Source organism: Petroclostridium xylanilyticum (genome assembly GCF_002252565.1).
Taxonomy (GTDB): Bacteria; Bacillota; Clostridia; order SK-Y3; family SK-Y3; genus Petroclostridium; species Petroclostridium xylanilyticum.
In genome coordinates this window covers 65,078-89,144 of sequence record NZ_NPML01000027.1, presented here as the reverse complement: position 1 = coordinate 89,144, position 24,067 = coordinate 65,078, and the positions used below count along the sequence as shown (strand labels likewise).

The following is a 24,067-nucleotide window of genomic DNA, read 5'->3' as shown; positions in this document are numbered from 1 at the left end:
GCCATCCTCCTTTGTCAGCGTTTCCGCTTGCCCGACCTGCGAAAATAAGCCACCCTTTTCACAGGTGGCTTCAGTCTTGAGAATATATAAGAGACGGGGATCTTTTCTTTTTTCTGTAGGTAGTTCTTCTTCATGGGAATTCCTCCTAATAGCTTTGATGCGGCGCATGGTCGTTATATGCATGACCTTGCGCCAGTTTTTTCTCCATGATTTTTTTGCGAAGCTTTCGGTCAACATGGATGAGAGGATTGCCAAAAGCTTTCTGATACTCCTCTCTAAAGATATTGCCCAAGTGATGCATCAAGCGTGTTGCTGCAAGGAGTATGGATGGGTCTTTGAAGGATTCCATACGTTCTAACAAAAACTTGGCATAGATATTTCCCTGTGCTGCAGCTGCCGACAGCCAATGCAACGCTGTTTCCTTATCCTGCCTGACATCATGCCCCAAAAGATACAGTTTGCCGAGGGCATATTGCGCATACTGATTGCCTTGTTCTGCAGATTTGGTGAACAGTTCCACAGCCTTTACGGCATCTTTCTCTAGATGGTTTCCTGTAAGGTACAGCTTCGCCATTGCATACTGTGCGGGAGCATTCCCGTTGTCCGCAGCTTTCCCCAGCCACTGCAATGCCTTTTCTACATTTTCATGCTCGCTGTCCGATTCAAGATAAATCCTTTCGAGCATATACTGTGCGTTGACATTTCCGAGCTTTGCAGATTTCTCAAAATATGTGGTGGCAGCAGTAATATCACCATCATCTTCTATTGATATATTCTGTTCCTCGTCCGGCTCAAAAGTGAAATGGTGACTGCCGATATTTAACGCTTCGGCAATCACCATGTTTTTAATGCTCTTGAATTCTTTCTGCTGTGAAAGCGGAAGAGGCGGCGGCAGCTTGTCAACATAGGTGCTTAAAACTTCATTACGCATTTCGTACCAGCTGCTGTAAAGCTCTGTTACTCTTTCATCCTTTGCAAGCTCATCGACAATCTGATTAACGAGTGCCTTGAGGGGAGCCTTCAGATAACCGTATTGCTTCTTGCCGGAAGTATGCTTGAGCTTTTCAGCAAGGTGTGCAATCAATTCCTCTATATTTTTATTCTCACATACCCCTGCACGAATTTGAGCAATGATGTCCTGCATGGCCTCACGGCTCTGTCTATTCAGGGCATTGCGTCGTTCAGTCTGCTTCTCATAAATCTGCATCAAGTCCTGGCGGAAGATTTCCCGTGCAAGACTTCCCCGCATGTTTTCTATCCCTTGCTTTGTGACATAGGCTTCTTTGGGATTGATGGAGTAAGCAATCAGGTGGATGTGCGGGTGATGGCTCTCATTGTGAAAAGCAGCATACCATCGCAAATTTTCCGGAGCGATCTTCATATTTTCCGCAATGATATTCCGTTGTGCCCGGATCAAATCCTGCCACGGTTTTGCGCAGTCATATCCCAGCCTCTCTGCATCTTCGCGCCGGAGGGATACAATATTTGTCCACACATTTCCGGAATGGTTTGATACTTCATCAGCAACTTTTGATAGTACAACAGGTACACCTTCATCTGTAAAGAGTCCGTGGCTGCCGAACTTTTCAACTCTCGGGCGATTGGCGATGTAGTCTACGAAGTTTTTCTTTTTACCGATCAGGTCAAGACTGTTTTCAAGGGCAATGGAAATAAACTCCGATGCATTTTCCTTGGTAGGTTTTTTCAGATAGTCCTCGTACTCGAATATGTCAGCAGTATCCGGCAGCATTTTCAGGATTTCAGAAATTAGCTGCTGCTGATTTTTTGTTGCAGGAAGAGTTCTGAAACTGTCATCAATTTTTTCGACTCCCTCACGGGTGGCCACATATTCTACCAGATTGGCCAAATGTGCTTTGGGTGCATTTTTTAAGTACCGGCATTTGAATATGATCCTGGGCATAGCATATCACCTTACTTACCCTTTTGATATTTCACTGCCTCCTCAAAGGTGACGGAGCCGATGGTCTTTTTTACATCGTTGATGCATTTCCCCCGGAGCTTTTGCAGCAGTGTTTCATCGATCTCAACGGTAGACGCAAGGACATTCATCATCATGGACATCTCCACCGCCAGCTTGAAAAGCAGCCGTGCAATACGGTTTTCGGAGCTTTCAACGATGCCGGAAAGGGTGGAAGTAATTGCACTGGGAAGATATTTGTTGTTTTCACCGGATGTGATATATCCGCTGTAAAAGTGAATGGCCTTTTCTATAAACTCGCTCCGGCTTTTGCAGTTGTCCTTCGGGAAAAGCTCGTCTGTCTTTTTTATGGTTTCGGGATACAGCCACAGGGGAATTCTCTTTTTATTCTCCTCTGCCACTCTCAACCACCTCCGTTCCTTGTCTTGATTCCATTCATATATTCGGCAACCACCTGTGAGGTGTACCTGCAAAAGCCTTTGCATGCGGGAAAAACCCGGATTTCCGACCACCCGCGAGGTAACCGCAGCCCTATTTAGGTGCACCTGTCTTAAAGCCTTTCAGTCCGCATTGCGGGCTGATGTGATTCGAGGGGAGGTCGCCTGCGACCACCCCTCTTTAACCTGCACCGTTTTCGACCCCATGGTTCACCCCTGCTGAGGATAATAAAAGCCATGCCTGCTGCCGTCTTCTTTATGCTCTCAACAAGCCCCAACAAGGGGCGGAAAACTGCCCAAAGGTATATAGACGCCACCTTCCCCCTGAAAAGGCCGCACAAGGGCACACAGCCGCCAAATATGCGGCTTTTAGTATGCTATTTACACGGTGGTGTTGACGTCATTATTGGCAGCAGCCGTAGAGGAAGGCCGGGCCGGTCTTTTCGGCTTTTCCTGCACCCTGGAATCCCGGCTTTCAATGTACTCACGAACTGGTGCGGGGACGTGCTTTTCGTAGAGCTTTTGCATCACATCGTCCAGCTCCGTCTGAAGGTCGGCATCCTTTTTACCCATGTACTGCTTGATAGCGTTCAGCTTTTCTTCATCAAATTTGATTTGCAGGGTTGCTTGTTTCATTGTGAATCTCTCCTTTCGAATTTACATACTCATGCTCATGCCCTGGGATTCTTCCGGTTCTTCCGACGGCTCCGGCTGTCTGGCCTGCGGAGATGACGCTGCTGATTCAGCCACTGCCTGCTCACGCTGGCGGCGGGTCTGCCTTGACTGGCGTTCCCTTTGTGGCTCCGGCTGCTGCTCCTGAGCTCTCTGTTCAGGCATTTCCTCCTGTGGCGATGCTTGGTCAAGCCTGCTTTCCACATATTCTCGAACGTGTGCCGGGACAACTTTTTCATAGGTTTTATCAAGGTAGTCCTTCAGCTCCTGCTCAACAGCCAGCTCCTTTTTGCCCATAAAAAAACGGAGTGCATCCAGCTTCTCCGTGGGGAACAGTATCTTCAGTTCCGTTTCTCTCATGGCTCTTTTCCTCCTATAAATTCATTTTCATACCGGGAGATTCCGTCTCCGGCTTTGCATCATGAAGCCCTTGAGTTTCCTCCTGGCGCGCCGAGAGGAAATCGCGGGCGTTGGGCAGGAAGGCGGCGTAGCGGGCGTAACCGCTTCCTTCCGATTCGATGAGAATGCCGTCGGGCCTGTCCTCGCCGACCACCAGCAGGCAGTGGTATATCCCCTCTTGGTCCACATACATAAGGTCAACGTTGTCCTTGATAAAGCCGTAATCCGCCAGCATATTCTTGGAAAACGCATCGTATTCCTGAGAAGTAAGCTCAATTACTTTTTCAATAACGCAATCCTTGGGCTGAAAATCATCGGTCTTTCTTTCAAAGATGGCTTTAGTCTTTAACATTTTTTCCCTCCTTGGCAAACAAAAAAGCCATCCCTTTCGAGATAACTTTTGTTTCCATATTATTCTGTTGGCTACATACTCTGGGTAAAAGCCGACAAACCTTTGCGTTCCGGCTTCCTGCCGTCGGCAAGAGCCAGCGCCTTTTCCCATGTCTTTTCCGTTTCATACTTGAAAAACTCGTACAGGGGATTTAATTCCTCGGCTTCGTCATACTTTTGCAGGCACTCGTAGTACATCCGCTTATCCTCGTTATAGACAATGAGGGGCGGGTGATTATGTGTCATGAGATAGTAATTCATCAGTGTCCTGCCGACACGCCCGTTGCCGTCTGCAAAGGGATGGATATACTCAAACCGCGCGTGAAGGTAGGCGGCGGCTTTTAAGACATCTTTGCCCTCATACGCGTTGACTTCGGTAATCAGCTCTGTCAGGTCGTTTTCCACATCTTCTGCAGCGGAGCCCACCTCATGGACGCCGGTTACATAATCGTGCTTTTTAAATTCGCCCGGCCGCTCCTCATTTTCAATATACCTGCGCTCATCGTATGTCCCGCTGGTGAGAACCTTGTGAATTTCCTTAACCAACTCTATGCTGAGAGGCTCCTTTTTCACGATTTTTTCTTTCAAAAACTCATAGCACAGCTTTTGATTTTGCTGTTCAAACAGGGCACGGGGACTTCCGGTATAGTCTACAACCCTGCCGTTTTCAAAGATTTCCCTTGTATCGTGATAGGTAATTTCCTCGTTTTCTATCTTTCCGGAATGGAACGCAAACAGAATGCGAAAGCTGTCAAGGTATTTATCTAAATCAGCGGCGGACGCAATTTTGTATGACTGCCACAGTTCAACAGCCCGGTTATATTGATCCAAGCGCATTCCTCCTTTTTTACATTATTTGTTTCATTATACCACAATTTTAATAAACTTAGATAAAATTACGAAGGCTATAGGTTTATTTTAACAGGAAGTCTCGCCATTGGAAGCTACCCATTTTTCTAATCCACGGCATCGTTTTTCACCCTGCTTATGGCAGATAATTTCTTGGGTTTTGCTTTTCACCGTTCACTCGTACCTCAAAGTGCAAGTGTTCTCCGGACATATACAGGCTGCCTACGGCAATCTGGATGAGCAGAATTCCCCCTCTCTTGAGGTTGGCAAAAAACACTTTAATTACCGCATAGCCCATGAGGATCAAACAGAATATCCCCATAATGGGACTGACTAAGACATCGCCTATGCTGGCAAGGGCAGCGGCAGCCATAGTGCTGATGCTGCTGTCTGCCGCTGCAAGTCCTGTGATGCCGGATGTGAAGGCGCCCTGCAGGGTAATCGCCAGCTTGTACAGTTCCACCGGCACAATGGTAAACAGGCTGACAGCCATAAAGCCCTTGATGGCATTTAAAGCTGTGTCCTTGATGTGCCCCTGCCGCTTTGGTATTCAATGCCGCATTCAAAGGCGGAAACCACAAGCCCTGTCCCATAAAGCGCCCATGCAAGAAAGGTTCATCCACATCGGAGGCAGGGATTTGCCGCCAAAGGACACCGGAACCTCCAGCCGGATCACCGCATCGGCGAGAAGGCCATGCGCACTGTCGGGATCAGAGGGTGCAAGGGGCGCATTAATAATATCCACAGATAAGCCGGAGAGCTTGAATTCCACCGCTTCGCCTGCGTATTTCACATGATAGCCACCGTTTTTTTGCAAGCCAAGGGTATTGTCAAGATACTCATAAATATTGCCGTAGTCAATGCTGCCCTCCCATGAGGAACCGCTTGGCTTATACCCTCCTGCATAGCCCTCCCGAACGCCGTGGTAAACATCATCATAGTTGTCGTTAACTGTCGAAATGATGGCAGACTGCACCGCATCCCGAACACCGGAGGCGATGATCATGAGCCTCATGTATTCGGATATTCCGCACAGGATGATGCCAAGCGCGAGGGTGATGGCAACAACCAATGGGAATGACGATCCTTTTTTTCCTTTAGTATACCATATAATTTTGTCATTTTTTCCAATACACCTCGCTTTTGCCTGTCGCCTGTGCGGTCAGGGTAATGGGAAAGGAGCCGAAACCGCCAAAGAGTCCGATGTCGGTCTGCATGGAAACAGTCGCCGTGAACTCTTCATTGAGCTGGATTTTGCCGGTCTTTGACCATGAAATGGCGGGATCAAGCCCTGTTTTTTCCCTCAGCACCTGCGCCCGCATGCTGGTTTCGCTGCCGACCCTGCCTGCAATCTCCGCTTCTCTGCAAAGTTCTGAGGCAAAGGTGTCAAGTTGACTCTTGGCGATGTAGACCGGAAATACCTTGACGGCAAGAGCAATGACAAGCATGGCGCAAAGCATCAGCACGGCCACATCGATATACCCTTCTCCGCGTTTATTGCCCAGCTTTTCTAACACATCCGCACCCCCTCGTCCTGTCCGGGTTCCCGGAAGGCTTCGCCCAGCTCGTAGTCTTGTTCGGCATTCCTTGTGTCGGCAAGCGTCCAGAGGACATGCCCCATATCCTCGTTCAAAACAGTGCCCTGCTCGTTCAGCCACTGGCCCCGCACCACCTCCAGCGGGTTTTGAAAGCGCAGCAGCTTTTGTTTCAAATCCTGTTCATTCATCAGAAGACCTCCTTTCAGCGCAACAAAAAAAGAACGGGGGTTATCCGCTCTTTTTCGCCACGCACATTCTTTAATTATGCCGTAGAATCCACTCCAAGAGTTGCTTATCATCCATCTCCCCAGCGGCAAGCTTTAAACCGGTTTCAATAATATCCTGATCCGAACAGGTTAGCTCGATGCCATTGATCTCCAGAAAAACCAGCATGGCAAGCATTCCGATTCTCTTGTTGCCATCAACAAAGGGATGATTTTTTACTAAAGAATACCCCAAACGCGCCGCCTTCGCCTCCAGTGTTTTATATACATATTCACCGCCAAAGGTCTGAAATGGAGCGTTGACCGCCGAGTCCAGCAGGTTCTCGTTACGAATCCCGTCCAATCCTCCGGTTTCCTTGATCAACGCGCTGTGCATCATCACGATTTGCGGGATGCTTAATCTTTTCATTTAGCCAGTTCCTCAAACGCCGCCCGGTGTTTTGTGATCAGGCGGCGGGCTATACTTTTCACATCCTCGTCAACCGCCATTTCCTCAGCCTGAAATTCACTGAACTCTGTGATAATATAACGCGGCACATTGTTTTTCAAAATGACCGCAACACCATTCTCATCAACCAAGCGCGCCACCTTGGAAAAATTCTGATTGGCCTCGGTAATGGATACAAGGCTGTTTGTGTTAATATTCATTCAAAACACCTCCTATTTCTATTATACACAGAAATAGGATAAATTCAACCTATTTCATTTCAAAACATCCCGCCGAGGGACTTGATGATCTCATAGCCGATGATGGCGAGATAGGTAAACAGGAAGCATATCAGCATAATGAAGGAGAAAATCCGGATTTTGGGCGGTATCTTCTGCGCCTCACCCTTGAGTCTTTGCAGCTCCAGCACCTTAAAATCGTGGGCGAGCATCTGAGAACAAATTTCGCCCTGACGGGCAACTTTAAAACCACAAATCGGATGGAGGCTAAACTTCATCCGATTTTATTATCATATCTCCCTCACAATGTGGACATAGGACAATTGGACTTCCGTTTTCAGCAAATTCCTCAGGTATATAGCTTTCATACGCTACAAAATCAGGTACATATTCTTCATATCCACACGCCCTGCATTTGAACATGATTAATTCATCTGGCTCATTTCCACCAAACGGAATTTCATCAAATTCTTCATAGACTATCTCTTCATTTTGATTTGCTTTACTCATAATAATCCCATCCTATTCATGTTCTTACAAAATCATAGATGTATCCATATTTGTAATGCCATATTTCCCACAAATCCATAGTTTCTCCACATTTTTTACATTTCAATGGATCCTTTGAAAAATTGTTTATCATCAATGCTCTCCATGTTAATGCTCTGTCTTTTGTGTCCCACCAGTCTTTTAATGTGTATTGTTTGCCTTTTAATCCACTTTTGATATACTTCAGTAATCCAAAACATTTCTTCACTTTTTGTTGTATACTTCCTGCATATACACCATATCTTCTCACCATCTTAAAATGCTTTGGCGGTATGTGCATCATCAGCTTCCCTATAAATTCTTCCACTTATATATTTTTTCCCACACTTATTGCAAAACCTACTTTTTCAACTAAAGCCTACTTTAATCTTCTCAAAACATTGCATGCAAATATATGCTACAAAACCTAACGTCACATCTCCACAATATAGCATTTTTAAGACTTCACTGAGTAAGTGTTCTCTCATTTTTTCTGGAAACTTTTCTTTCTTAGCTTCCCAAAATCTATTAAAATGTTCTTGAAATATTTGTTTGATAATCCCTTTTGTCTTCATGATTATTTATTATCTCAAAATCCTATATCCTTTGCCAATACTTATCCACAGAAATTTTGCGCAAGCTATTTCCTTAATAAAAAAAAGCAGCAGCATCTTATTCCGCTAATTCCGTAGTGAGGATTCCTTATTCGATTTATAGCCTATATAAAAAAAGGCAGCATGTGTTAAAACTACCCGTTATTTACCCGTTCTATTTGCGTATTCTGAACCTGCTGGGTAGCGTTCTCCCGAAATCTTGATCTTCGAGAGCGCGTCGTTCAAATCACTTAGCTCCTCGGGAGTCAGCTCAATGTCCGCTGCGCCAAGATTTTCTTCCAGGCGCTCCAATTTGCGTGTTCCTGGAATCGGAACAATCCATGGCTTTTGTGCAAGCACCCACGCCAGAGCGATTTGAGCCGGCGTTGCGTTTTTCCCTGCAGCAACCTTCTTGATAAGTTCCACTAAGACCTGATTTGCTTCGAGATTCTCCGGTTTAAAGCGGGGAACAATGCTGCGGAAGTCGGAGCTAACAAATGTTGCATTCTTATCAATTTTTCCGGTAAGGAAACCCTTGCCCAGCGGGCTGAATGGAACGAAGCCGATTCCGAGTTCCTCCAGGGTAGGCAGCAGTTCTTCTTCAGGACTTCTCCACATCATTGAATATTCACTTTGAATTGCAGTGAGCGGCTGAACCGCGTGTGCGCGGCGAATCGTTTGCACTCCTGCTTCAGAAAGTCCCCAATATCTGATCTTCCCTTCCTTGATTAGGTCTTGTATTACTCCAGCTACTTCCTCGATAGGCACATTTGGGTCAACACGATGCTGATAGTACAGGTCAATGGCTTCGACTTTAAGGCGTTTGAGCGAGCCTTCCACTGATTGCCTAATGGTCGACCGCTTGCTGTCAAGCACCTGCTTGCCATCTACCATTTTGATGCCAAACTTGGTAGCGATGACCACCTTTCCCTTGAATGGAGCAAGGGCTTCACCTACCAACTCCTCATTCACATATGGACCATATACTTCAGCGGTATCGAAGAAAGTAACACCGCGGTCAATGGCCGCATGGATCAATGAAATCATCTCTTTCTTGTCTGATGCCGGACCATAACCATGGCTCATTCCCATGCAGCCGAGCCCGATTGCAGAAACCTCAAAACCACTGTTTCCTAATTTACGTTTTTCCAATTCTATTTCCCCCTTTCGTTTATGGTATCAAATTAAGTTTTTTTAGCCAGTTTGCAACATCTTTGTCTGCTCTGTCAACACTGCCGCCTCTAATAGCCAACCCGGATAATACCTTTGCATTTGGGCAAAGTTTCTTGATGTCGCGTTCACTACTTCCCATTCCACTACCTTCATGTGTGCAAAATGGAATAATGGTCTTTCCTGAAAAATCATACGACTCTAAAAATGTAAATACCGCCATCGGCATCGTTCCCCACCAATTCGGATATCCGATATAAATCACATCATAAGAATTCATTTCTTCTACTATTTCTGTAAGCTTTGGTCTGGCATTTTTTCTCTTTTCTTCCTGTGCTACATTTGTTGTTTCCGTATAATCTTCCGGATAAGATTTTACTGTTTTGATTTGGAACATGTCGCTTCCTGTTAATTCCTGTATTTTCTTTGCTATTACTTCTGTGTTTCCAATTGGCAGGTTTACAATACTGCCTGCCACATAACTATTTCCTTTGCGTGAAAAATAAGCGATAAGGCTCTTAGAATTTGTCATTTCCTTTCCCTTTCTAATCAAGCATCTTTTCTATTCTACCTATTAAATATCAAATTTAGCAGTATCTAGCCATTTCACGATTTCTGGATCATTATGTGAAAAGAAGCTGCTTTTTTTCGTGTCTAGTGATGCAATCTTCTCCATGTCTTCTTGGCTTAATTTAAAATCAAAAATATTAAAGTTTTCAATAATTCTTTCTTTGTGTACAGACTTCGGAATCGCAACCACTCCTCTTTGTATCAACCAGCGTAAAATTACCTGTGCCACTGATTTGCTATATTTTTCAGCCAGTGATAACAAAACTTCATTCTGGAACATGTTATTTCTTCCTTCTGCAAAAGGTCCCCAGGATTCTATCTGTACATTGTACTCTTTCATCAGTTTAGCACTTTCTATTTGCTGGCAGAATGGGTGTGTTTCAATTTGATTTATGGCAGGAACCACTTCATTATGAAGTATTAAATCCACCAGACGATCCATCTGAAAGTTACTAACCCCAATCGCCCTAATTTTCCCCTCACGATACAGTTCCTCCATAGCTCGCCAAGAACCATATACATCGCCAAATGGCTGATGGATTAAATACAAATCCAAATAATCCAATTGCAATCTTTTCAGCGATTTCTCGAAGGCTCTTTTTGCACTCTCGTAACCGGCATCCTGAATCCAGAGCTTAGTCGTAATAAACAGTTCCTCTCTCGGTACGCCACTGTGTTTGATTGCTCTGCCAACCGCCTCTTCGTTTAGATAAGCAGCAGCGGTATCAATCAAACGATAGCCTGCCATGATCGCATCATAAACACACTGTTCGCATTCCTTCGCATCAGCAATCTGATAAACTCCAAAGCCCAGTATAGGCATCTCAACACCATTGTTTAAAATTATGTTTTGCATACTAAATCCTCCTTTGATTTTGCAAGCTGCATAGTTTGATTGCTCAATACTCATTTTACTCGGAATTTCCGCCTTTCCTCGAACTGGCAGACAGCACCAATACATTTTTGCCCATAAAATTAATTCTCCGATCTCTTTAGTTCTTTTTCTTTTTCAACTACTATCTGTTCATATACTGCAATTTTATAATTCAGGCGTTCCAGTGTTTTCTGCATATCTTCCATTCTTGCAATTAACTGCTTACGCTGCTCGGTCAAAAGTTCTTTTCTGGCCTCAATGGTCGCATCACCCTGTTGAAACAACTCGACATACTCAATCAATACTTCAATCGGAAGACCTGCATTCCGCATACATATGATAAACTCGACCCACTTACAGTCTTCTTCAGTATAATCCCTGATTCCGCTTTTATTACGGTTCACACGAGGAATCAGTCCGATGCGTTCATAATAGCGGAGTGTATCCTGTGAAACATTAAATTTTTCACTTACTTCTGCAATCGTCATACAGTTTCACCTCCTGACATCCGATATCATAACACTTGAAGTTAGCTCCAAGTCAAGCTCTCAGAAAAAGAGAAATCCTTACTCACTTTCCAAGTCGACTACATCGATCCGTAAGATAAGCTAAATGACAATTCACCCTGCGAGTCATCCAGCTTTTCCCTAAAATTAATGTTATTTTAAATTGTTATAATTCGCCAAGTTTAAAAATCAAAATTTCCGCTATTTTAAACTTGGCGAATTTCATGGATTGTTTCCTTGATTTATTTTTAATTTTAGACTGAACAATCCATATATTCTTCATCCGTTACGGGTTCTAACCATTCGGCGTCTCCCTTTTGAGGATTTGTTGTTATTCCGATATGTGTAAACCAGCTATCCGGTGTAGCACCATGCCAGTGTTTTACAGCCGGATTGATCTTTACTACATCCCCTGCGTAAAGCACCTGTACAGGCTTGCCTTCTTCCTGATAATATCCTTTGCCGCCTGTAACAAGCAGAATCTGCCCACCTGGATGTTTATGCCAATTATTTCTTGCGCCTGGCTCGAAAGTTACATTGTATATCGGGCAATTAAAGATGCTGTCATTAGAAACCAGCATTTCAAGCCATGCTGTCCCTATAAAATAGTCATTCGTAATTTTTTCACCTTTCGGGAAGATTACACTTTCACTTAAATTTTTTGATTGGTTCATGTTTTATTCTCCTTTAAATTAAATTTTTCTTTCTACTGAAATATTGGATGTCATTCCACCTAATTTACTACCGGCTTTACACTTGTAATTTCAAACAAATCTTTAATATTCTTCTTTCTATGCTTGCGTGCAATGACCATGTGAATGCCATGTTCGGCAAGATTTTTCGTATAAGGCACATGGAAATCATAGAGGAAAGCAGCAACGAATTTAGTTAATTTTTTCAATTGTAACCGTAAAATCACCGCGAATACTTGCAAGCTTTTCTATGCCAGATTCAATCTTACCCAATATAATAAGTCCATTTGCATAACCAAAATCTCTATAAAATATAGCCAAATTTCCCCAAGGAGAGTAATAAGTGAAATCTCCAACTGAAGGATCACTGCCTGGTGGTGCATCTTCTGTAGATAATCTTTTTGCTAAACTACTAATTTTTTCGGTTCCTGCATAATCTTCTAATGTTAATGTTAATGGGAGTAATGTTAAAAAATCCCTGCTTGTTGGATTATCATACATTTTCACAATTACTTCCTCGTTGTTAAAAGTTAATTTTATTCTAACATCTTCCATAGCATCTAAACTCTCCTTGTTATCCTTAGTCTCACTGCTGCTTTCTGTACCTACCGAAGTGCTTTGGTCATTCGATTCATTTAGTGACACAGCTGGTTCCCTTTCAACAGGTTTACTATCCACTATTTCAGTTGGTGGACCTGCAGCCTCAGTTTCTGGTGGCGGGCTTTCGTTCTCTACATCAGCAGATTCGCTCTCAATAGGCATAGTAGGCTGCTGCTCCTGTTTGGAATTGTCGCTTGGACTATCGTTATTACCGCTACAAGCAGCGAGGGTGAAAGCCATCACCAAAGCGATTGCCAAAGATAACATTTTTTTCATCTTGTTTTTCTCCTATAAAAGTTTTGCATCTTTATTGTTAACCAGCAAAGACAGGTCAGTTCATCAATGGAGGCGTAGCCGAGCACATATCTTTGACAGGCTGCCTGTCTTTGCTTGAAAATTTTAATTTTTACTTGTAGGAAGCCTCATAGATGGCAACACAATCCTCAATGCTGAGTTCGCTTCTGTCGCACAGGAACAGTCCACCCATAGTTTCCTTTGCGTTTTTAGCCAGTGTTTCAAATTCTTCCGGCCTGATTCCATAATCGGACATCTTGAGGTCTGCAACTCCGCAATCTTCCTGTAATTTTACTAACATAGTAATAAAGTCCATCGGCTCTTTTGCATCTTCCATTCCCATAGCTTTAGCCATCTGAACAAATCTGTCATCACATACATGCTTGTTAATGAGATGTGTGAAATATGCCTTGCTAATCATAATAAGGCCTGCTCCATGGGGAAGCTCCTGATGGTAGGCCGACATGGCATGTTCCAAGGAATGCTGGCTGGTAACAGCCCCTACACACATCACTACACCGGAAAGCGTATTGCCGAAAGCAACCTTTTCGCGTGCGTCAATGTCATTTCCGTCTTTTACTGCTTTTGGAAGGTTTCGTGCTATATTTTCAATAGCAGTAATTGCATACATATCGCTCATAAGATTGGTGAATTTAGAAACATAGCCTTCTACGCTATGAAACAGCGCATCAAAACCTTGATAAGCAGTATATTTCGGCGGCACAGTAAGCATAAGCTCGGGATCGACAATTGCTAAAACCGGAAACAGCTCGTCAATACCGCCGAACCCTATTTTTTCATGCTTTTCTTCATTCGTAACAACGCCCCATGGATCAACCTCGGAGCCTGTACCTGCTGTAGTAGTAATTGCGATTATAGGGAACGGTTTATTTTCTATTGGCATTCCTTTTCCGCTTCCGCCATGGACATAGTCCCAACAATCACCATCGTTCGTTGCCATAGTTGCAATAGCCTTTGATGCGTCCATAGTACTGCCACCGCCCAATGCAACAATGAAATCGCACTGGTTTTCTTTTGCAAAGGCAACCCCCGCCATGACCGTTGATTTCAATGGATTTGCTTCTACCTTATCAAACACCACGGATTCTACTCCTGCTAACTGCAATTGTTCTTCTGTTCTTGTAAGATATCCGTTTGCTTTTGCAGATTTTCCCTTTGAAATAACAATCATAGCTTTTTTACCAGGCATTTTTTGTGCATGCAAATTACTTAATTGGCCTGCTCCGAATAAAACTCTTGTAGGTACATACATGTTAAAACTCATATTAAATCCTCCATTTTATAATTAGTATTTCATGACAGAGTTAACTCTAATTAGTATTGTCATAGGATCACCTACACAGAATAGCTTATCACTTGGAGTTAACTCCAAGTCAAGCACTTTTAACAAAAAGGAGTGCAATTTTATTTAACTGCACTCCTTGCCTAAAAATAGTTAATAAGTTCGCAATATTCTACTATCATGCAATAACAAATTATTGTATGATGCATCTGCTGTTTGATACTTTTATCATCTATATATCTCTTTTAACCGGAAATCCATTTTTTATCATCATTTTTTCCTTTCAAAAACCACTCTTCAAAATCCAAGGAAATCCTTATCCCATGCGGCTTTCGGCACGTTTTATCAGAACTATTCACTCAACGTGCGTGGAGAGTATAAAAGGAATATATTTACTTTTTAGGCAGGTAAATACAGAACTATTAGCGTAGTCACAGTGCTTCGAGCGGCGAAAAGCGGTTAAAAGAAAACACTTAATATGTTTCCATACTAATATTCTTTTGCAATAGTACTTTTACATGGCTAAAGTCAATATTCGGTTTAAAAAATGCGACAGTAATTCCATGATCATCATCTTCATCATATGGAAAGCCATTTATTAGTTTAGGACAAAAAGCAAAAACCCTTTTTACAACCGATTTATCAGGTACATTTGGGTTCTCAAATGACAATTTATAATTACTGAGTTGTATCATTGTCGCTGGTCTTCTACATTCTTTCGTTTTTTTCTTATCCCATACAGCTTCTGGATTTCTATACTTTGCATCTATTACAACAGAGTGTCTAAATATTTTATCAAAGAATACATCGATTCTTATGTCCGGTTTATTATTGCCGAGCTTAGACCAAATATATTCCTCATTTGCAATTGAAAAGTGCTTATCAAGAGAAATTTCTTTATTAAATATTAACAACAATGTGCAATTCCCATTCACCATTTCAATTACTGTACCGTCTTTTATAAAGGCAGCAAATTTATTTCTATTAGTAATTTTGTCAAAAATCCATCCTCTAACAGGTGTATATCCCATTTCAGTGAGTAATGTTATTAATTTTATGTAACACCAATACTCATAAAGTCTATCAGTTGATTTCCACTGAAACTCGAATATGCCTTTCGGAATTACTTGAATGTTATCAGTAAAAGCTCTATAGATATTATATAGAAAACGATACCTTTTTTCTCGTAAAAGAATCATAGGTAATTTTAAATCTGAAAGTTTATTTATTTTATTAAATAACTCACTATTGAGAACCGATTTTATAAAACTTATGTATTGTGAACTCTCTGTCTTTATTCTTTTAATTTCCTCAAGTGCCCATTGACGATTTTTAAGTAGTGCTTGACCTCCAGATAAAACGCCATTATTAAAACGCTTTAATCCTTCGATTTCACTTTTATAAAATTCTTCATATTCTTCTAATGCTTTTATATTCTTGTTCAAAGTATATACTATAATACTTAGTATATGTTTAATCCATTGATTTACTAAAATATTATCTTCCAAAACTGCTTTAGGGCATAATAAAACTTTTGCTTGTTTTTTATCTCCTGAGTTATATATTTGGCCTTTCAGAGAAAGAAACCATTTATTGGTTTTATCATCAACCTTTTTTGCTTTATTAGCTGGAGTTAATTCATAGTACTTAACTACTTCTCGTAAAGGCTCTTTTACAATATCATTCAGAACATACCTTAGCTTATTAAAAACAGATTTTAACACATAATACTTATCTAGAAACAATGGGGAAAGATATCCATCGTTATTGCTATAAATGACACCTTTCCTTTGCAAAACAAGTTCTCTTGCTAAGCCTTCAGAAATGTTTTCTATATCACTTCGCAAAACATCAAGCTCGTTTTCTTTAATATGTAATGGGATAACATTTACATAAGAATAATACTTAACACCCTCACATTCAACTATTATCCTGTACAAACCTGGAATCCAAGGGTAACTCCTATCATTTTTTCTCTGTATATAGATTGGGAATAGCATTCCATTAGGGATATATATGTCATTTTCATTCACAACTACTTTATCAAGAACGTCAATACCATCGATATAGAGTTTCAAATCATATATGCTATCCTCGCTTTTGGCTCTCAAAATTACTGATGTATCAATTAATTCCCGGATTTCAGTAATTTGTGCTATATCTTCTTCATCATAATCACTAAAAAATTCAACTAGCTTCTCTTCCTTGTTAATAACTTTATCATCCTTGTACCAAGTCTGGTAAAAGCATACCTTAAAAGGGAGTTTTTCATGATGTATAACCATGAATATCTAACTCCTTTGCTTTATTGTGAAGAATCTTTCTCGTTAGTTCAAATCCACTTAAATCCTCAAATTCATTAAGTAATTTGAACAATTCACCATTCTCTTTAGAGTGTCCAATAATATCTTTCAATTCTTCTAATGGACCTCTTATTTTAGGCAAAACACGTTGTACAATTTGTAAGTCAAATGCATAAGAGCGGTTAAAACCAATACTCTTAAATTTCTCATCATTAGGGAATATTGGAATGTTCTTTATATACTTATCTATTTGAGTAATTACTCTGTACCCTATGCATTTGTTAATATTTTTATCTAATAAATAGTTTAATTTATCAAAAAAATCCAATTCCCTATCACTCAATATGGGTCTATTATCACTGTTGACCCAACTTTCAAAAGTATCCATTGTAATTTCCTTATTTATAGGTCTATCAGGCATTTTTTCATTTGAAAAGTTATGTTTCCAATCCTTAAAAGATAATACGCCTGTATTTATTAAATTAGCTCTGTCAAGCACCTTATCTGAGAAGCTTTGAGTTGTCTCATCAATATTTATTGTTCCAATAAAGAATACATTCTTACCAATATCAATACGAGGAGGATAATCACTTCTATTATAAAGTGTTTTCTCTTTTTCTTCATTATAAAGAATTATACTTCGTTCTGCTCCTGACATCTCAAGCCTACTCAAGAACTGGCTAAAATAGTACTCAACTCTTGCTAAATTCATTTCATCAAAGCATATAATATATATTTTATTAGGATTCTTCTGCGCATCTTTTAGTAAATCAACAATTCCAGTTTCTGAAGGTCTGTAAATATTATTCGCTATATCAAGAAATCCAATAATATCACTATCGTCATTCCAATTAGGCTTGACTGATACAATTTTGAACTGCTTATCTTCATCTATTCCTAAAGCACTTTTATATATATTAACTAATCTAGACTTACCAGTTCCTGAAATTCCATTAAGAATTACTAAACTCCCGGTTTTTACTGATACATGGAAGTTTATTAATGTTTTTAAATCATATAACATCCTTTCCTTTTCTGATACATATTTAAACCACTCAATAAACTGCAATTCATCAATTACATTATTATCACTATATTCAATATTTAAGGTATTATTAACAATAACTCGGGTATATGAATTTGTAGCACTATGTTCTTCTTTAGCTCCATTTGCCTTTTCCATGGATGTTGCATTTATAAGGCTAAGCCCATTACCAAGAAGCTTATCAATAATAGCATTATCTAAAAAACTTTCTTCAATAAAAATTAGCCGTTTCCCTATCACTATACTATAGTTATTAATATCTTCTACCTTACTTAATATTATTTTTTTAATATCTCCACTGCATTTAAATATGCAAGAACTAATTTTTTTGTCATTCTCTTGAAACTCACCATATAGGTAACCATTGTTATATAAAACGTTAAATATATCTTCAACTTCTTCCAAATCAATAACATTCTTAAGCGATATAGCTTGATTATTTAATAATCTCTTTTCAAACTCTATAGAAGAAAACTCATCTAAAATCGGAATTGGAATATATGAATAGCCCCCACCTTTTGGCTTATCAACTAAGACCGGTGTAGTTTCTTTTGAAAGATTAAAATAATACTTTTCTCCCCTTCTTTCGATAAATGGTTTAAAAATGATAATTTTATTTTCAATAAATTCTCTAAATTTCTCTATCCTTTCTTTTTCAGGATAATATACTTCTTCTTTCCATCCCGCAATATTCTTTGCATATCCAGAGAAAACTATTTTCAAGTTATGCATGGAAGCACAATCTTTTATTGATTTGGGAACCCAGCTAATTGGTTTAACCTTAAATAAAATATCACCGAAGTTACTTATTTGTATTGCTTGTAAATCTACATCAGGATATAATATACCAGCTATATATACTCCAATTTCTTTATCTAAAAGCATATATTTTCATCCCTCCTAGTAAAATAAAGAGTACCTCTCTATTTAAGAAGCACACCAACATTATACCATAATTTTCATACAATGTTATAATATCTCCCCCACCTCAACCCCCGCCTTCAACACAAACACCACTTCCACCAGCGACTTTACCCGTATTCTCTCCACCAGTGAAGTAAACAAATCCTCATCAAACTCCTTCACAATTTCCTGTCCTCGAAGCATTTTTTCTATCTCCCTAACCCTTGCAAGGGTATCTTTCCGCTTAAACTCTGCCTGAGTAAAGGCCGAACGTTGCTGCCTGAACTCGGTCATCTCGTTGGTTATCCTGGTATATCCCATATACAATTTTATGCAAACCATTGTCGAAACAACGTTATTTATATTCTTTCCTCCACCCTAGCCCCACTTTTCAACTCAAAAACAAAATGCGTTGGTGAGACAACTTCTATCTTCTCAACCAACGCATTGAATATTCCTTCATCAAACTCTTCAAGGGCTTTCTGCCTGCCCTTTATTACCTCAATAATCTCATCTACTTTCCCCTTCAGGCTCTCCTTCAATATACTGTCCTTATCAACCTCTGCCCTCTTTTCTCTCAATTTCTCCAGTTCACCTGAAATCCTCTTGTACTCTTCCCTGTAGACCTCATCGTCCATACCGTTATTGGTCTGAAACCGTATCAGTCTTTTCAGTTCAGTTTTCAGTTCTTCAATCTTATTTTCCAATGCTTCAATTTCTCTATCACTCGGCTTATGAAGAAGCACCTTCTCTATATTTTCCATCAGCGTCTTTATAAAACCTTCACGATTCTCATATAATTGGTTGAACACCCTGACAAAGGCATCTTTCAAAACGCTTTCATCCACCGCTTTGGCTGCACATGCCTTTTTTCCATTCATTATATAGGTTTTACACTGCCATACGAATTTCCTGGACGGGTTATTGCTGTTCCACTGCCTTCTTCTGTATATATTACCGCAGTTCCCGCAGAAGACCTTGCCGCTGAAGGGGTATTTATTAGAATATTTCTGCCTGTCGCCTTCAACATTGTTATATTTTGCAGCCCTTCTTGCTTTCTCAGCCTGTACTCTGTCAAAAATCTCCTTTGATATAATCGGAGAAGGTTGTTTTTCTTTAATGTATTTAATATATGTAAACTCAATCTATAATTGATATTCGCTTCATTGATCATATAATCTCTTGTCTCCCTTCATTAAACCCATATTTGAAAGAGGCTCACCTTCCGGCAAGCCCCTGTATCATTTATCTATAATAAACTCTTTATCTGAATATTGAATTCTTTAAATACTGTAGAATCATCCGATAACGTAGCTTTCAAGACCACATATTTATTCAGGTAGGCAGAGCTGCTTGCTGCCTTTACGGTTGCGCTGTTCCCTGTTGACGCTGTGGTGGAAGCATATGGCGTTGAAGTCCCGTCCTGATTGCGGATAGACCATGCAACGGATTTGTCAAATATTTCATTTCCGTGTATATTAATGGAGTTTTCAATATCACAAAAAACTCTCTTGGTTATGTTTATTTCAAAACCATCTTCAAACATCATGCTTTTTAAATAAGGCTGAACGTCGGCATAAATAGATTTTATATATGAATTGGGGTCAGGACTTGAATATATTTTTATCAAGATATTATAAAACATATCAGCCTACCACCCTTATCCTTGGAGGCGGAAGCGCAAGCCTTATGGATTCGGGAATGTCATTTATGATTGTGAGGCTTTTCTCCCCTTCGGTTTTCTTTGTTATCCCTTCCAAATCCCTGTTGTTATAGAGGAAAACTGCAAGGTCGGCAGCCACATCATGATACTGTTCAGGCAGCACATCTATATTGCAGTAGCCTAAGATAATATCTATAGCTTTCTTAATGAAATGGTTGAGCAGGTTGTCTTTCGAGGTGTCTGAAATATCCATGCCAAGCAGCATTTTTACGATTTCAAGCACAGGCTACCCCTCCGTTTCCCTTATTTTATCTTCTGCGCAAACACGACCTACTTTTTTGTCCAAATCATATAATGCCTGAATTAGCTGTTCCTTTTTATACCCGATTCCGTTAAACCCACGCTCTTTTGCATAATCGGTCAATTCCTTATAGGTCATGTTTTCATAATTTTTTATTTCTTTTTTCTCTTCTACGGTATAGCCATTCTCCATAAACCAGGAAACAAGGTAAGGGTCATCAGTAACCCCTACCCCGTTTACAAAGTTTACGCCGGCGGATATACCGTTGTATTGCTTATTTTTCGAATATATCCTTGCCATAGCCAATACCTCCGTCATGCTACTTTAATGTTCCTGAATACTCCTGCCGCCTTGGTAGCTTTTAATGCAACAGCCGCCACCATTTCCACTTCTCCGTTCTTTACGGCTCCGGCTGTAGAAAAGTCGGGAAGCCATATCTTCACCAAGTCCTGATTTGCGAGGGATACGGCATGGAATCCATCCAAGGCTAACCTTGCTGCATAAAGGTCGGTAAGACCTGTCACTACATCAGTGCCATTTGGTTTCCTTGTATTAACGATAGAGACTACAGGGTCATTGCTTCCTGCTTTTGCTCCAAGGTCAACCAGTACAATTCCGTCATAGGCATCTACCTTCCTGCCGAATGCATCCTCGCTCTGAGTGAAGTATCCTGCTCTTCTTGCTACTGCTTTGATTTTAGTGATGAGTTTTGAATTCCCTCCAAGGAAGGTAGGCTTTTCATCAAGATTGGAGAGGAATTCATCCAGCAGGTCAAGGAACTGCTTATAGTTGGTATCCACTGCCGATGAACTGGACAGGTCTATATATGCTCCTGCGTTAAATTCTGTACTTGAACCTGTGATTGCTTTATTGAGCCCATCAAAGGAATTGGCATCCACAGCAGAATCGCCATTGATGATGGTATCATGGAATAACGCCCTTGCCGCCTTCACCTTCTGCTGAACCTGAAGGTTTACTTCATCCACCAGTCCTCCTGTGCTGGCAATAATCCTGTCAATCTGGAAGGAGCCTCCGAAGGGCTTTAACTCAACCGTATACCTCTGCTTTTCAACTTCCTGCGGGGTATATTCGCTGTTGATGGCCCTGAAAGCCGCTGTCGGCTGTGTGATCAGCCTTGTGTACCCGTATGTAAGTGTTGCGCCGTTTGTCCCAGGGGTAACAGCGTCATCAAAGGGTATGTTGTCCAGTATGAATGAACTCTTCCTGAATTCATCAATAACTCCTGCCTGTATATCATCCTGTGTGTTTAATTTTGCCTGTGCCAATGTAATCATAAAATCAATCTCCTTTCCGATGGGGCATATACCCCCTTTGAAACTGCGATTTTGTGCGCGTGACCCCCCGCCCGTTGCACATCATAAAAGACACAGAGATTTGACCGCCCCTACCGGGTATGCCAGCGGTCGCCATCCCTTGCAGTAATAGCGGAATGACAAGGAGTGCAAAGACTCATCAGATTACTTTCTGCGTGGGTTCCTCCCTTTGACAGAGGAAGTATGTGGTGTACCTCTTCGGCGGGTGTTATCTTTCCTTTGCGTTTGCACTCTTCACACAAAGGATGTGCGGCGATGTATCGGTCGCGTATGCGTTTCCAGCTACGGCCATATCGCTTACGCGTAGCAGGGTCTCTGTCATATTTCTCATAGCGGGCTGCTTCCTGCTTTGCGTGTTGCTCACAGAAACGTCCTTCGGTCAGCTCGAGGCAGCCGGGAAAGGAGCATGGTCTTTTCGGTTTCCTTGGCATAAGCCACCTCCTTTAGGGCATAGAAAAAGCCCTCAAAGGACTGCTCCCATGAAGGCTCTCTCTACAGTTTTTCATAATATAATTGTACTTGAGGTTTCTAAGAAATTCATCTCATAAAAATCTCATCTCATAGCTAGGCAAAGCAAAAGCCCTCACAGGATTTCTCCCATGCAGGCTTTGTGTATACATCTTCACAATACAAGCATATTACGGATATCAGTATTTTGCATCTCACAAAAATCTCATATATCGATGCTTATTGACTTTCTTTCCAATAAAAAATAAAATAGCAAGTAGATAAAACAAAAATGATTATTTGCTTGATACAAAAACTCCCCGCAGGGTATTGACAAGCCATATTTAAAGGTATATTATAATATTAACAATTCCCACAGGCCTCTGTCGTTTGACATGCACACTTAGTGGGCTTTTTGCATTTAAGGCTGATATAATGTTGTTCAAAGGTACTTATCTCCTTTCTGGGGTGTTAGTCTTCACAACAACATTATACCAGATAAAAGGGGGAAAGTACCTTTCTCTTTTCAAATCTATACATTCTCAATTTCCAATTTTATAGGGTTAAGATAAATTTTAAATAAAAGTCAATAAAATCAAAGGGTACAGGTCAAAAGTTGATAAAATTTTTGACACTACCGCTCCATTGGAAGGGGGTGCAATATGAAAGAAGCCAGAGACTGCTCAAACTGCGAACAGCGCGAACAATGCAAACAAAATATGCGCAGCCTGTCGGAAGAATTTAAAGCCTGCCGAAAAGCTTTCATTGCCCTCGGTGACGAAACAAGACTGCACATTATCACTGCTCTGCTTGAAAGTGAATGCGACGGCGTCCGTGTGGGTGAGATTACCGCAAAGACAAATCTGTCCCGTCCGGCAGTATCGCACCACATCAAAATTCTAATGGATGCAGGAATCATACGAATGCGCCGTGAAGGCACACCCGCAACTACTATTACCTTGACTACAACATATCTGAACTGAGCAAAATTGAAGCTCTTTTTGGACGCATTCGTGCTCTGGTAACCGCTGCCCCAGACAGAAGCGGGAATGCATAATACAGTAATCAAAAATTTAGGAGGAGTAACCATGGACATTCTTACAATGATAAAAAACCGCCATTCGGTGAGAAGGTATACCGACAAAAAAATTGAGGGAGAAGTCCTTTCAGCGCTGCAAGCCGAAATTTCCGCCCGCAATGCCGAAAGCGGCCTCAATATCCAGCTGGTAACCGATGAACCGCAGGCCTTTGGCGGCTTTATGGCACACTATGGGAATTTCAGCGGTGTTAAAAACTATATTGCGCTCATCGGAAAGAAACGCCCTGACCTTGATGAAAAAATCGGCTACTACGGCGAACGTATCGCACTGAAAGCACAACAACTCGGACTAAACACCTGTTGGGTAGCCCTAACCTTCAGCAAAGGCAAATGCGGTGCGAAGATTAATAAAGGCGAGAAACTCGTCTGTGTTCTTGCGGTTGGATATGGCGAGAACCAAGGCGTTCCGCACAAAAGCAAACCGATAGAATCCCTTTGCAAAGTGAACGGGACTATGCCCGATTGGTTCCGCTCCGGCATGGAAGCGGCAATGCTTGCCCCCACTGCAATGAACCAGCAAAAATTCCTTATAACTCTTTCCGGTAATAAGGTAAAGGCGGAATCCACCGGCGGCTTTTACTCAAAAGTTGACCTCGGCATTGTCAAATATCACTTTGAAATCGGTGCAGGCAAGGAAAACTTTGAGTGGACGAAGGACTGACCATTTATTGATGTGTTGATTTCATAAGCAGCAAATTTCAATTTAACGAGCAGGCCGGTTTCAATTG

34 protein-coding genes and 2 pseudogenes are annotated in these 24,067 nt (G+C 41.2%); 2 read left to right on the top strand and 34 right to left on the bottom strand.

The genetic code is table 11. The annotated features are described in order from the left end of the window. Window positions 1–145 precede the first annotated feature (145 nt). The 34 genes and pseudogenes from mobP3 to CIB29_RS16110 all read right to left on the bottom strand — a co-directional run bounded on the left by mobP3 (window position 146) and on the right by CIB29_RS16110 (window position 22,224). Complete coding sequence (mobP3, locus tag CIB29_RS16270; protein WP_094551455.1) at window positions 146–1,921, bottom strand: MobP3 family relaxase; 1,776 nt, start codon at window positions 1,919–1,921, stop codon at window positions 146–148. A gap of 11 nt (window positions 1,922–1,932) precedes the next feature. Further along, complete coding sequence (locus CIB29_RS16265) at window positions 1,933–2,340, bottom strand: hypothetical protein (protein WP_094551453.1); 408 nt, start codon at window positions 2,338–2,340, stop codon at window positions 1,933–1,935. A 417-nt stretch (window positions 2,341–2,757) separates the two neighbouring features. Next, window positions 2,758–3,012, bottom strand: coding sequence for a DUF6103 family protein (locus CIB29_RS16255; RefSeq protein WP_094551368.1), 255 nt, complete (start codon window positions 3,010–3,012; stop codon window positions 2,758–2,760). 21 nt (window positions 3,013–3,033) lie between these two features. Next, window positions 3,034–3,408: a DUF6103 family protein gene (locus CIB29_RS16250; protein ID WP_094551449.1), complete on the bottom strand. Its 375-nt coding sequence runs from the start codon at window positions 3,406–3,408 to the stop codon at window positions 3,034–3,036. Window positions 3,409–3,421: 13 nt separating this feature from the next. Continuing rightward, a complete protein-coding gene (locus CIB29_RS16245) occupies window positions 3,422–3,799 on the bottom strand; it encodes a DUF6329 domain-containing protein (RefSeq protein WP_094551447.1) in 378 nt (125 codons plus the stop codon). A gap of 71 nt (window positions 3,800–3,870) precedes the next feature. Continuing rightward, window positions 3,871–4,668, bottom strand: a complete 798-nt coding sequence (locus CIB29_RS16240; RefSeq protein WP_094551445.1) for a Fic family protein — start codon at window positions 4,666–4,668, stop codon at window positions 3,871–3,873. 226 nt (window positions 4,669–4,894) lie between these two features. Next, window positions 4,895–5,301: pseudogene (locus CIB29_RS16235) on the bottom strand (conjugal transfer protein TrbL family protein); the annotation flags it as partial. Next, on the bottom strand, window positions 5,249–5,758 hold the full coding sequence (locus CIB29_RS16230; protein ID WP_242965291.1) for a hypothetical protein: 510 nt from the start codon (window positions 5,756–5,758) through the stop codon (window positions 5,249–5,251). The gene CIB29_RS16230 and the pseudogene CIB29_RS16235, both read right to left, overlap by 53 nt. A 46-nt stretch (window positions 5,759–5,804) precedes the next feature. After that, a complete protein-coding gene (locus CIB29_RS16225) occupies window positions 5,805–6,146 on the bottom strand; it encodes a DUF4320 family protein (RefSeq protein ID WP_423241314.1) in 342 nt (113 codons plus the stop codon). Between the two features lie 50 nt (window positions 6,147–6,196). Then, on the bottom strand, window positions 6,197–6,412 hold the full coding sequence (locus CIB29_RS16220) for a hypothetical protein (RefSeq protein WP_094551439.1): 216 nt from the start codon (window positions 6,410–6,412) through the stop codon (window positions 6,197–6,199). Between the two features lie 70 nt (window positions 6,413–6,482). Next, on the bottom strand, window positions 6,483–6,857 hold the full coding sequence (locus tag CIB29_RS16215; protein WP_094551364.1) for a type II toxin-antitoxin system death-on-curing family toxin: 375 nt from the start codon (window positions 6,855–6,857) through the stop codon (window positions 6,483–6,485). Next, on the bottom strand, window positions 6,854–7,096 hold the full coding sequence (locus CIB29_RS16210; protein WP_028308182.1) for a type II toxin-antitoxin system Phd/YefM family antitoxin: 243 nt from the start codon (window positions 7,094–7,096) through the stop codon (window positions 6,854–6,856). Before CIB29_RS16210 ends, CIB29_RS16215 begins: the two co-directional genes overlap by 4 nt. Window positions 7,097–7,155: 59 nt before the next feature. Then, window positions 7,156–7,329, bottom strand: a pseudogene (locus tag CIB29_RS16205) (secretion protein F); the annotation flags it as partial. 52 nt (window positions 7,330–7,381) lie between these two features. Further along, window positions 7,382–7,624, bottom strand: a complete 243-nt coding sequence (locus CIB29_RS16200; RefSeq protein ID WP_094545758.1) for a hypothetical protein — start codon at window positions 7,622–7,624, stop codon at window positions 7,382–7,384. A 16-nt stretch (window positions 7,625–7,640) separates the two neighbouring features. Next, window positions 7,641–7,970 (bottom strand): transposase, encoded by a 330-nt coding sequence (locus tag CIB29_RS16195; RefSeq protein WP_094551362.1) that lies wholly within the window; start codon window positions 7,968–7,970, stop codon window positions 7,641–7,643. Between the two features lie 40 nt (window positions 7,971–8,010). Further along, window positions 8,011–8,217 carry a transposase zinc-binding domain-containing protein gene (locus tag CIB29_RS16190; RefSeq protein WP_094550094.1) on the bottom strand — a complete coding sequence of 69 codons (207 nt, stop codon included), beginning with the start codon at window positions 8,215–8,217 and terminating at the stop codon, window positions 8,011–8,013. A 180-nt stretch (window positions 8,218–8,397) separates the two neighbouring features. Continuing rightward, entirely contained in the window at window positions 8,398–9,387 is a 990-nt protein-coding gene (locus CIB29_RS16185; RefSeq protein WP_094550096.1) for an aldo/keto reductase, read from the bottom strand. A gap of 19 nt (window positions 9,388–9,406) precedes the next feature. After that, on the bottom strand, window positions 9,407–9,937 hold the full coding sequence (locus tag CIB29_RS16180; RefSeq protein ID WP_094550098.1) for a flavodoxin: 531 nt from the start codon (window positions 9,935–9,937) through the stop codon (window positions 9,407–9,409). 42 nt (window positions 9,938–9,979) lie between these two features. Next, complete coding sequence (locus tag CIB29_RS16175; RefSeq protein ID WP_094550100.1) at window positions 9,980–10,831, bottom strand: aldo/keto reductase; 852 nt, start codon at window positions 10,829–10,831, stop codon at window positions 9,980–9,982. 119 nt (window positions 10,832–10,950) lie between these two features. Then, a complete protein-coding gene (locus CIB29_RS16170; protein WP_094550102.1) occupies window positions 10,951–11,337 on the bottom strand; it encodes a MerR family transcriptional regulator in 387 nt (128 codons plus the stop codon). A 272-nt stretch (window positions 11,338–11,609) separates the two neighbouring features. Further along, window positions 11,610–12,029 (bottom strand): cupin domain-containing protein, encoded by a 420-nt coding sequence (locus CIB29_RS16165; protein WP_094551437.1) that lies wholly within the window; start codon window positions 12,027–12,029, stop codon window positions 11,610–11,612. 59 nt (window positions 12,030–12,088) lie between these two features. Next, the gene (locus CIB29_RS18690) at window positions 12,089–12,256 is read right to left on the bottom strand and encodes a hypothetical protein (RefSeq protein ID WP_157910339.1); all 168 of its coding nucleotides are present in this window, start codon (window positions 12,254–12,256) and stop codon (window positions 12,089–12,091) included. Then, window positions 12,240–12,923: a cyclophilin-like fold protein gene (locus tag CIB29_RS19310; protein ID WP_242965290.1), complete on the bottom strand. Its 684-nt coding sequence runs from the start codon at window positions 12,921–12,923 to the stop codon at window positions 12,240–12,242. Before CIB29_RS19310 ends, CIB29_RS18690 begins: the two co-directional genes overlap by 17 nt. Window positions 12,924–13,053: 130 nt before the next feature. After that, window positions 13,054–14,226 carry an iron-containing alcohol dehydrogenase gene (locus CIB29_RS16155; protein ID WP_094551436.1) on the bottom strand — a complete coding sequence of 391 codons (1,173 nt, stop codon included), beginning with the start codon at window positions 14,224–14,226 and terminating at the stop codon, window positions 13,054–13,056. Window positions 14,227–14,717: 491 nt separating this feature from the next. After that, window positions 14,718–16,529, bottom strand: coding sequence for a nuclease domain-containing protein (locus tag CIB29_RS16150; RefSeq protein WP_094551434.1), 1,812 nt, complete (start codon window positions 16,527–16,529; stop codon window positions 14,718–14,720). Continuing rightward, the gene (locus CIB29_RS16145; RefSeq protein WP_094551432.1) at window positions 16,513–18,477 is read right to left on the bottom strand and encodes an McrB family protein; all 1,965 of its coding nucleotides are present in this window, start codon (window positions 18,475–18,477) and stop codon (window positions 16,513–16,515) included. Before CIB29_RS16145 ends, CIB29_RS16150 begins: the two co-directional genes overlap by 17 nt. Window positions 18,478–18,561: 84 nt before the next feature. Beyond that, window positions 18,562–18,837 carry a hypothetical protein gene (locus tag CIB29_RS19305; protein ID WP_094551430.1) on the bottom strand — a complete coding sequence of 92 codons (276 nt, stop codon included), beginning with the start codon at window positions 18,835–18,837 and terminating at the stop codon, window positions 18,562–18,564. Between the two features lie 17 nt (window positions 18,838–18,854). Further along, a complete protein-coding gene (locus tag CIB29_RS16135) occupies window positions 18,855–19,448 on the bottom strand; it encodes a recombinase zinc beta ribbon domain-containing protein (protein ID WP_242965300.1) in 594 nt (197 codons plus the stop codon). Continuing rightward, a complete protein-coding gene (locus CIB29_RS19300; protein WP_242965289.1) occupies window positions 19,376–19,669 on the bottom strand; it encodes a hypothetical protein in 294 nt (97 codons plus the stop codon). Before CIB29_RS19300 ends, CIB29_RS16135 begins: the two co-directional genes overlap by 73 nt. A 75-nt stretch (window positions 19,670–19,744) precedes the next feature. Next, window positions 19,745–20,140, bottom strand: coding sequence for a hypothetical protein (locus CIB29_RS19025; protein ID WP_198543939.1), 396 nt, complete (start codon window positions 20,138–20,140; stop codon window positions 19,745–19,747). Window position 20,141: 1 nt separating this feature from the next. Then, entirely contained in the window at window positions 20,142–20,441 is a 300-nt protein-coding gene (locus CIB29_RS16125) for a phage head-tail connector protein (protein ID WP_094551426.1), read from the bottom strand. A 3-nt stretch (window positions 20,442–20,444) separates the two neighbouring features. After that, the gene (locus tag CIB29_RS16120) at window positions 20,445–20,759 is read right to left on the bottom strand and encodes a hypothetical protein (protein WP_157910338.1); all 315 of its coding nucleotides are present in this window, start codon (window positions 20,757–20,759) and stop codon (window positions 20,445–20,447) included. A gap of 14 nt (window positions 20,760–20,773) precedes the next feature. After that, a complete protein-coding gene (locus CIB29_RS16115; RefSeq protein WP_094551423.1) occupies window positions 20,774–21,754 on the bottom strand; it encodes a major capsid protein in 981 nt (326 codons plus the stop codon). A 110-nt stretch (window positions 21,755–21,864) separates the two neighbouring features. Continuing rightward, window positions 21,865–22,224, bottom strand: a complete 360-nt coding sequence (locus CIB29_RS16110) for an HNH endonuclease (protein ID WP_094551422.1) — start codon at window positions 22,222–22,224, stop codon at window positions 21,865–21,867. 735 nt (window positions 22,225–22,959) lie between these two features. On the opposite strand from CIB29_RS16110, the gene CIB29_RS16105 reads away from it, so the two are divergent. Together CIB29_RS16105 and CIB29_RS16100 are read left to right on the top strand one after the other, a co-directional pair. Further along, a complete protein-coding gene (locus CIB29_RS16105) occupies window positions 22,960–23,223 on the top strand; it encodes an ArsR/SmtB family transcription factor (protein ID WP_242965288.1) in 264 nt (87 codons plus the stop codon). 105 nt (window positions 23,224–23,328) lie between these two features. Continuing rightward, window positions 23,329–24,000, top strand: a complete 672-nt coding sequence (locus CIB29_RS16100) for a nitroreductase family protein (protein WP_094551421.1) — start codon at window positions 23,329–23,331, stop codon at window positions 23,998–24,000. The last annotated feature ends 67 nt before the right edge of the window (window positions 24,001–24,067 follow it).

Coding starts and splice junctions, on each gene's coding strand:
- CIB29_RS16170 (WP_094550102.1), bottom strand. CDS start 11,337: ATGACGATTGCAGAAGTAAGTGAAAAATTTAATGTTTCACAGGATACA.
- CIB29_RS16115 (WP_094551423.1), bottom strand. CDS start 21,754: ATGATTACATTGGCACAGGCAAAATTAAACACACAGGATGATATACAG.
- CIB29_RS16180 (WP_094550098.1), bottom strand. CDS start 9,937: ATGACAAATTCTAAGAGCCTTATCGCTTATTTTTCACGCAAAGGAAAT.
- CIB29_RS19305 (WP_094551430.1), bottom strand. CDS start 18,837: ATGGTTTGCATAAAATTGTATATGGGATATACCAGGATAACCAACGAG.
- CIB29_RS16155 (WP_094551436.1), bottom strand. CDS start 14,226: ATGAGTTTTAACATGTATGTACCTACAAGAGTTTTATTCGGAGCAGGC.
- CIB29_RS16165 (WP_094551437.1), bottom strand. CDS start 12,029: ATGAACCAATCAAAAAATTTAAGTGAAAGTGTAATCTTCCCGAAAGGT.
- CIB29_RS16105 (WP_242965288.1), top strand. CDS start 22,960: ATGCGCAGCCTGTCGGAAGAATTTAAAGCCTGCCGAAAAGCTTTCATT.
- CIB29_RS16110 (WP_094551422.1), bottom strand. CDS start 22,224: ATGCCAAGGAAACCGAAAAGACCATGCTCCTTTCCCGGCTGCCTCGAG.
- CIB29_RS16250 (WP_094551449.1), bottom strand. CDS start 3,408: ATGAGAGAAACGGAACTGAAGATACTGTTCCCCACGGAGAAGCTGGAT.
- CIB29_RS16210 (WP_028308182.1), bottom strand. CDS start 7,096: ATGAATATTAACACAAACAGCCTTGTATCCATTACCGAGGCCAATCAG.
- CIB29_RS16215 (WP_094551364.1), bottom strand. CDS start 6,857: ATGAAAAGATTAAGCATCCCGCAAATCGTGATGATGCACAGCGCGTTG.
- CIB29_RS16190 (WP_094550094.1), bottom strand. CDS start 8,217: ATGAAGACAAAAGGGATTATCAAACAAATATTTCAAGAACATTTTAAT.
- CIB29_RS16220 (WP_094551439.1), bottom strand. CDS start 6,412: ATGAATGAACAGGATTTGAAACAAAAGCTGCTGCGCTTTCAAAACCCG.
- CIB29_RS16100 (WP_094551421.1), top strand. CDS start 23,329: ATGGACATTCTTACAATGATAAAAAACCGCCATTCGGTGAGAAGGTAT.
- CIB29_RS19310 (WP_242965290.1), bottom strand. CDS start 12,923: ATGAAAAAAATGTTATCTTTGGCAATCGCTTTGGTGATGGCTTTCACC.
- mobP3 (WP_094551455.1), bottom strand. CDS start 1,921: ATGCCCAGGATCATATTCAAATGCCGGTACTTAAAAAATGCACCCAAA.
- CIB29_RS16225 (WP_423241314.1), bottom strand. CDS start 6,146: ATGCTTTGCGCCATGCTTGTCATTGCTCTTGCCGTCAAGGTATTTCCG.
- CIB29_RS16255 (WP_094551368.1), bottom strand. CDS start 3,012: ATGAAACAAGCAACCCTGCAAATCAAATTTGATGAAGAAAAGCTGAAC.
- CIB29_RS19300 (WP_242965289.1), bottom strand. CDS start 19,669: ATGATCAATGAAGCGAATATCAATTATAGATTGAGTTTACATATATTA.
- CIB29_RS16145 (WP_094551432.1), bottom strand. CDS start 18,477: ATGCTTTTAGATAAAGAAATTGGAGTATATATAGCTGGTATATTATAT.
- CIB29_RS16120 (WP_157910338.1), bottom strand. CDS start 20,759: ATGGCAAGGATATATTCGAAAAATAAGCAATACAACGGTATATCCGCC.
- CIB29_RS19025 (WP_198543939.1), bottom strand. CDS start 20,140: ATGTTTTATAATATCTTGATAAAAATATATTCAAGTCCTGACCCCAAT.
- CIB29_RS16200 (WP_094545758.1), bottom strand. CDS start 7,624: ATGAGTAAAGCAAATCAAAATGAAGAGATAGTCTATGAAGAATTTGAT.
- CIB29_RS16245 (WP_094551447.1), bottom strand. CDS start 3,799: ATGTTAAAGACTAAAGCCATCTTTGAAAGAAAGACCGATGATTTTCAG.
- CIB29_RS16175 (WP_094550100.1), bottom strand. CDS start 10,831: ATGCAAAACATAATTTTAAACAATGGTGTTGAGATGCCTATACTGGGC.
- CIB29_RS16150 (WP_094551434.1), bottom strand. CDS start 16,529: ATGGTTATACATCATGAAAAACTCCCTTTTAAGGTATGCTTTTACCAG.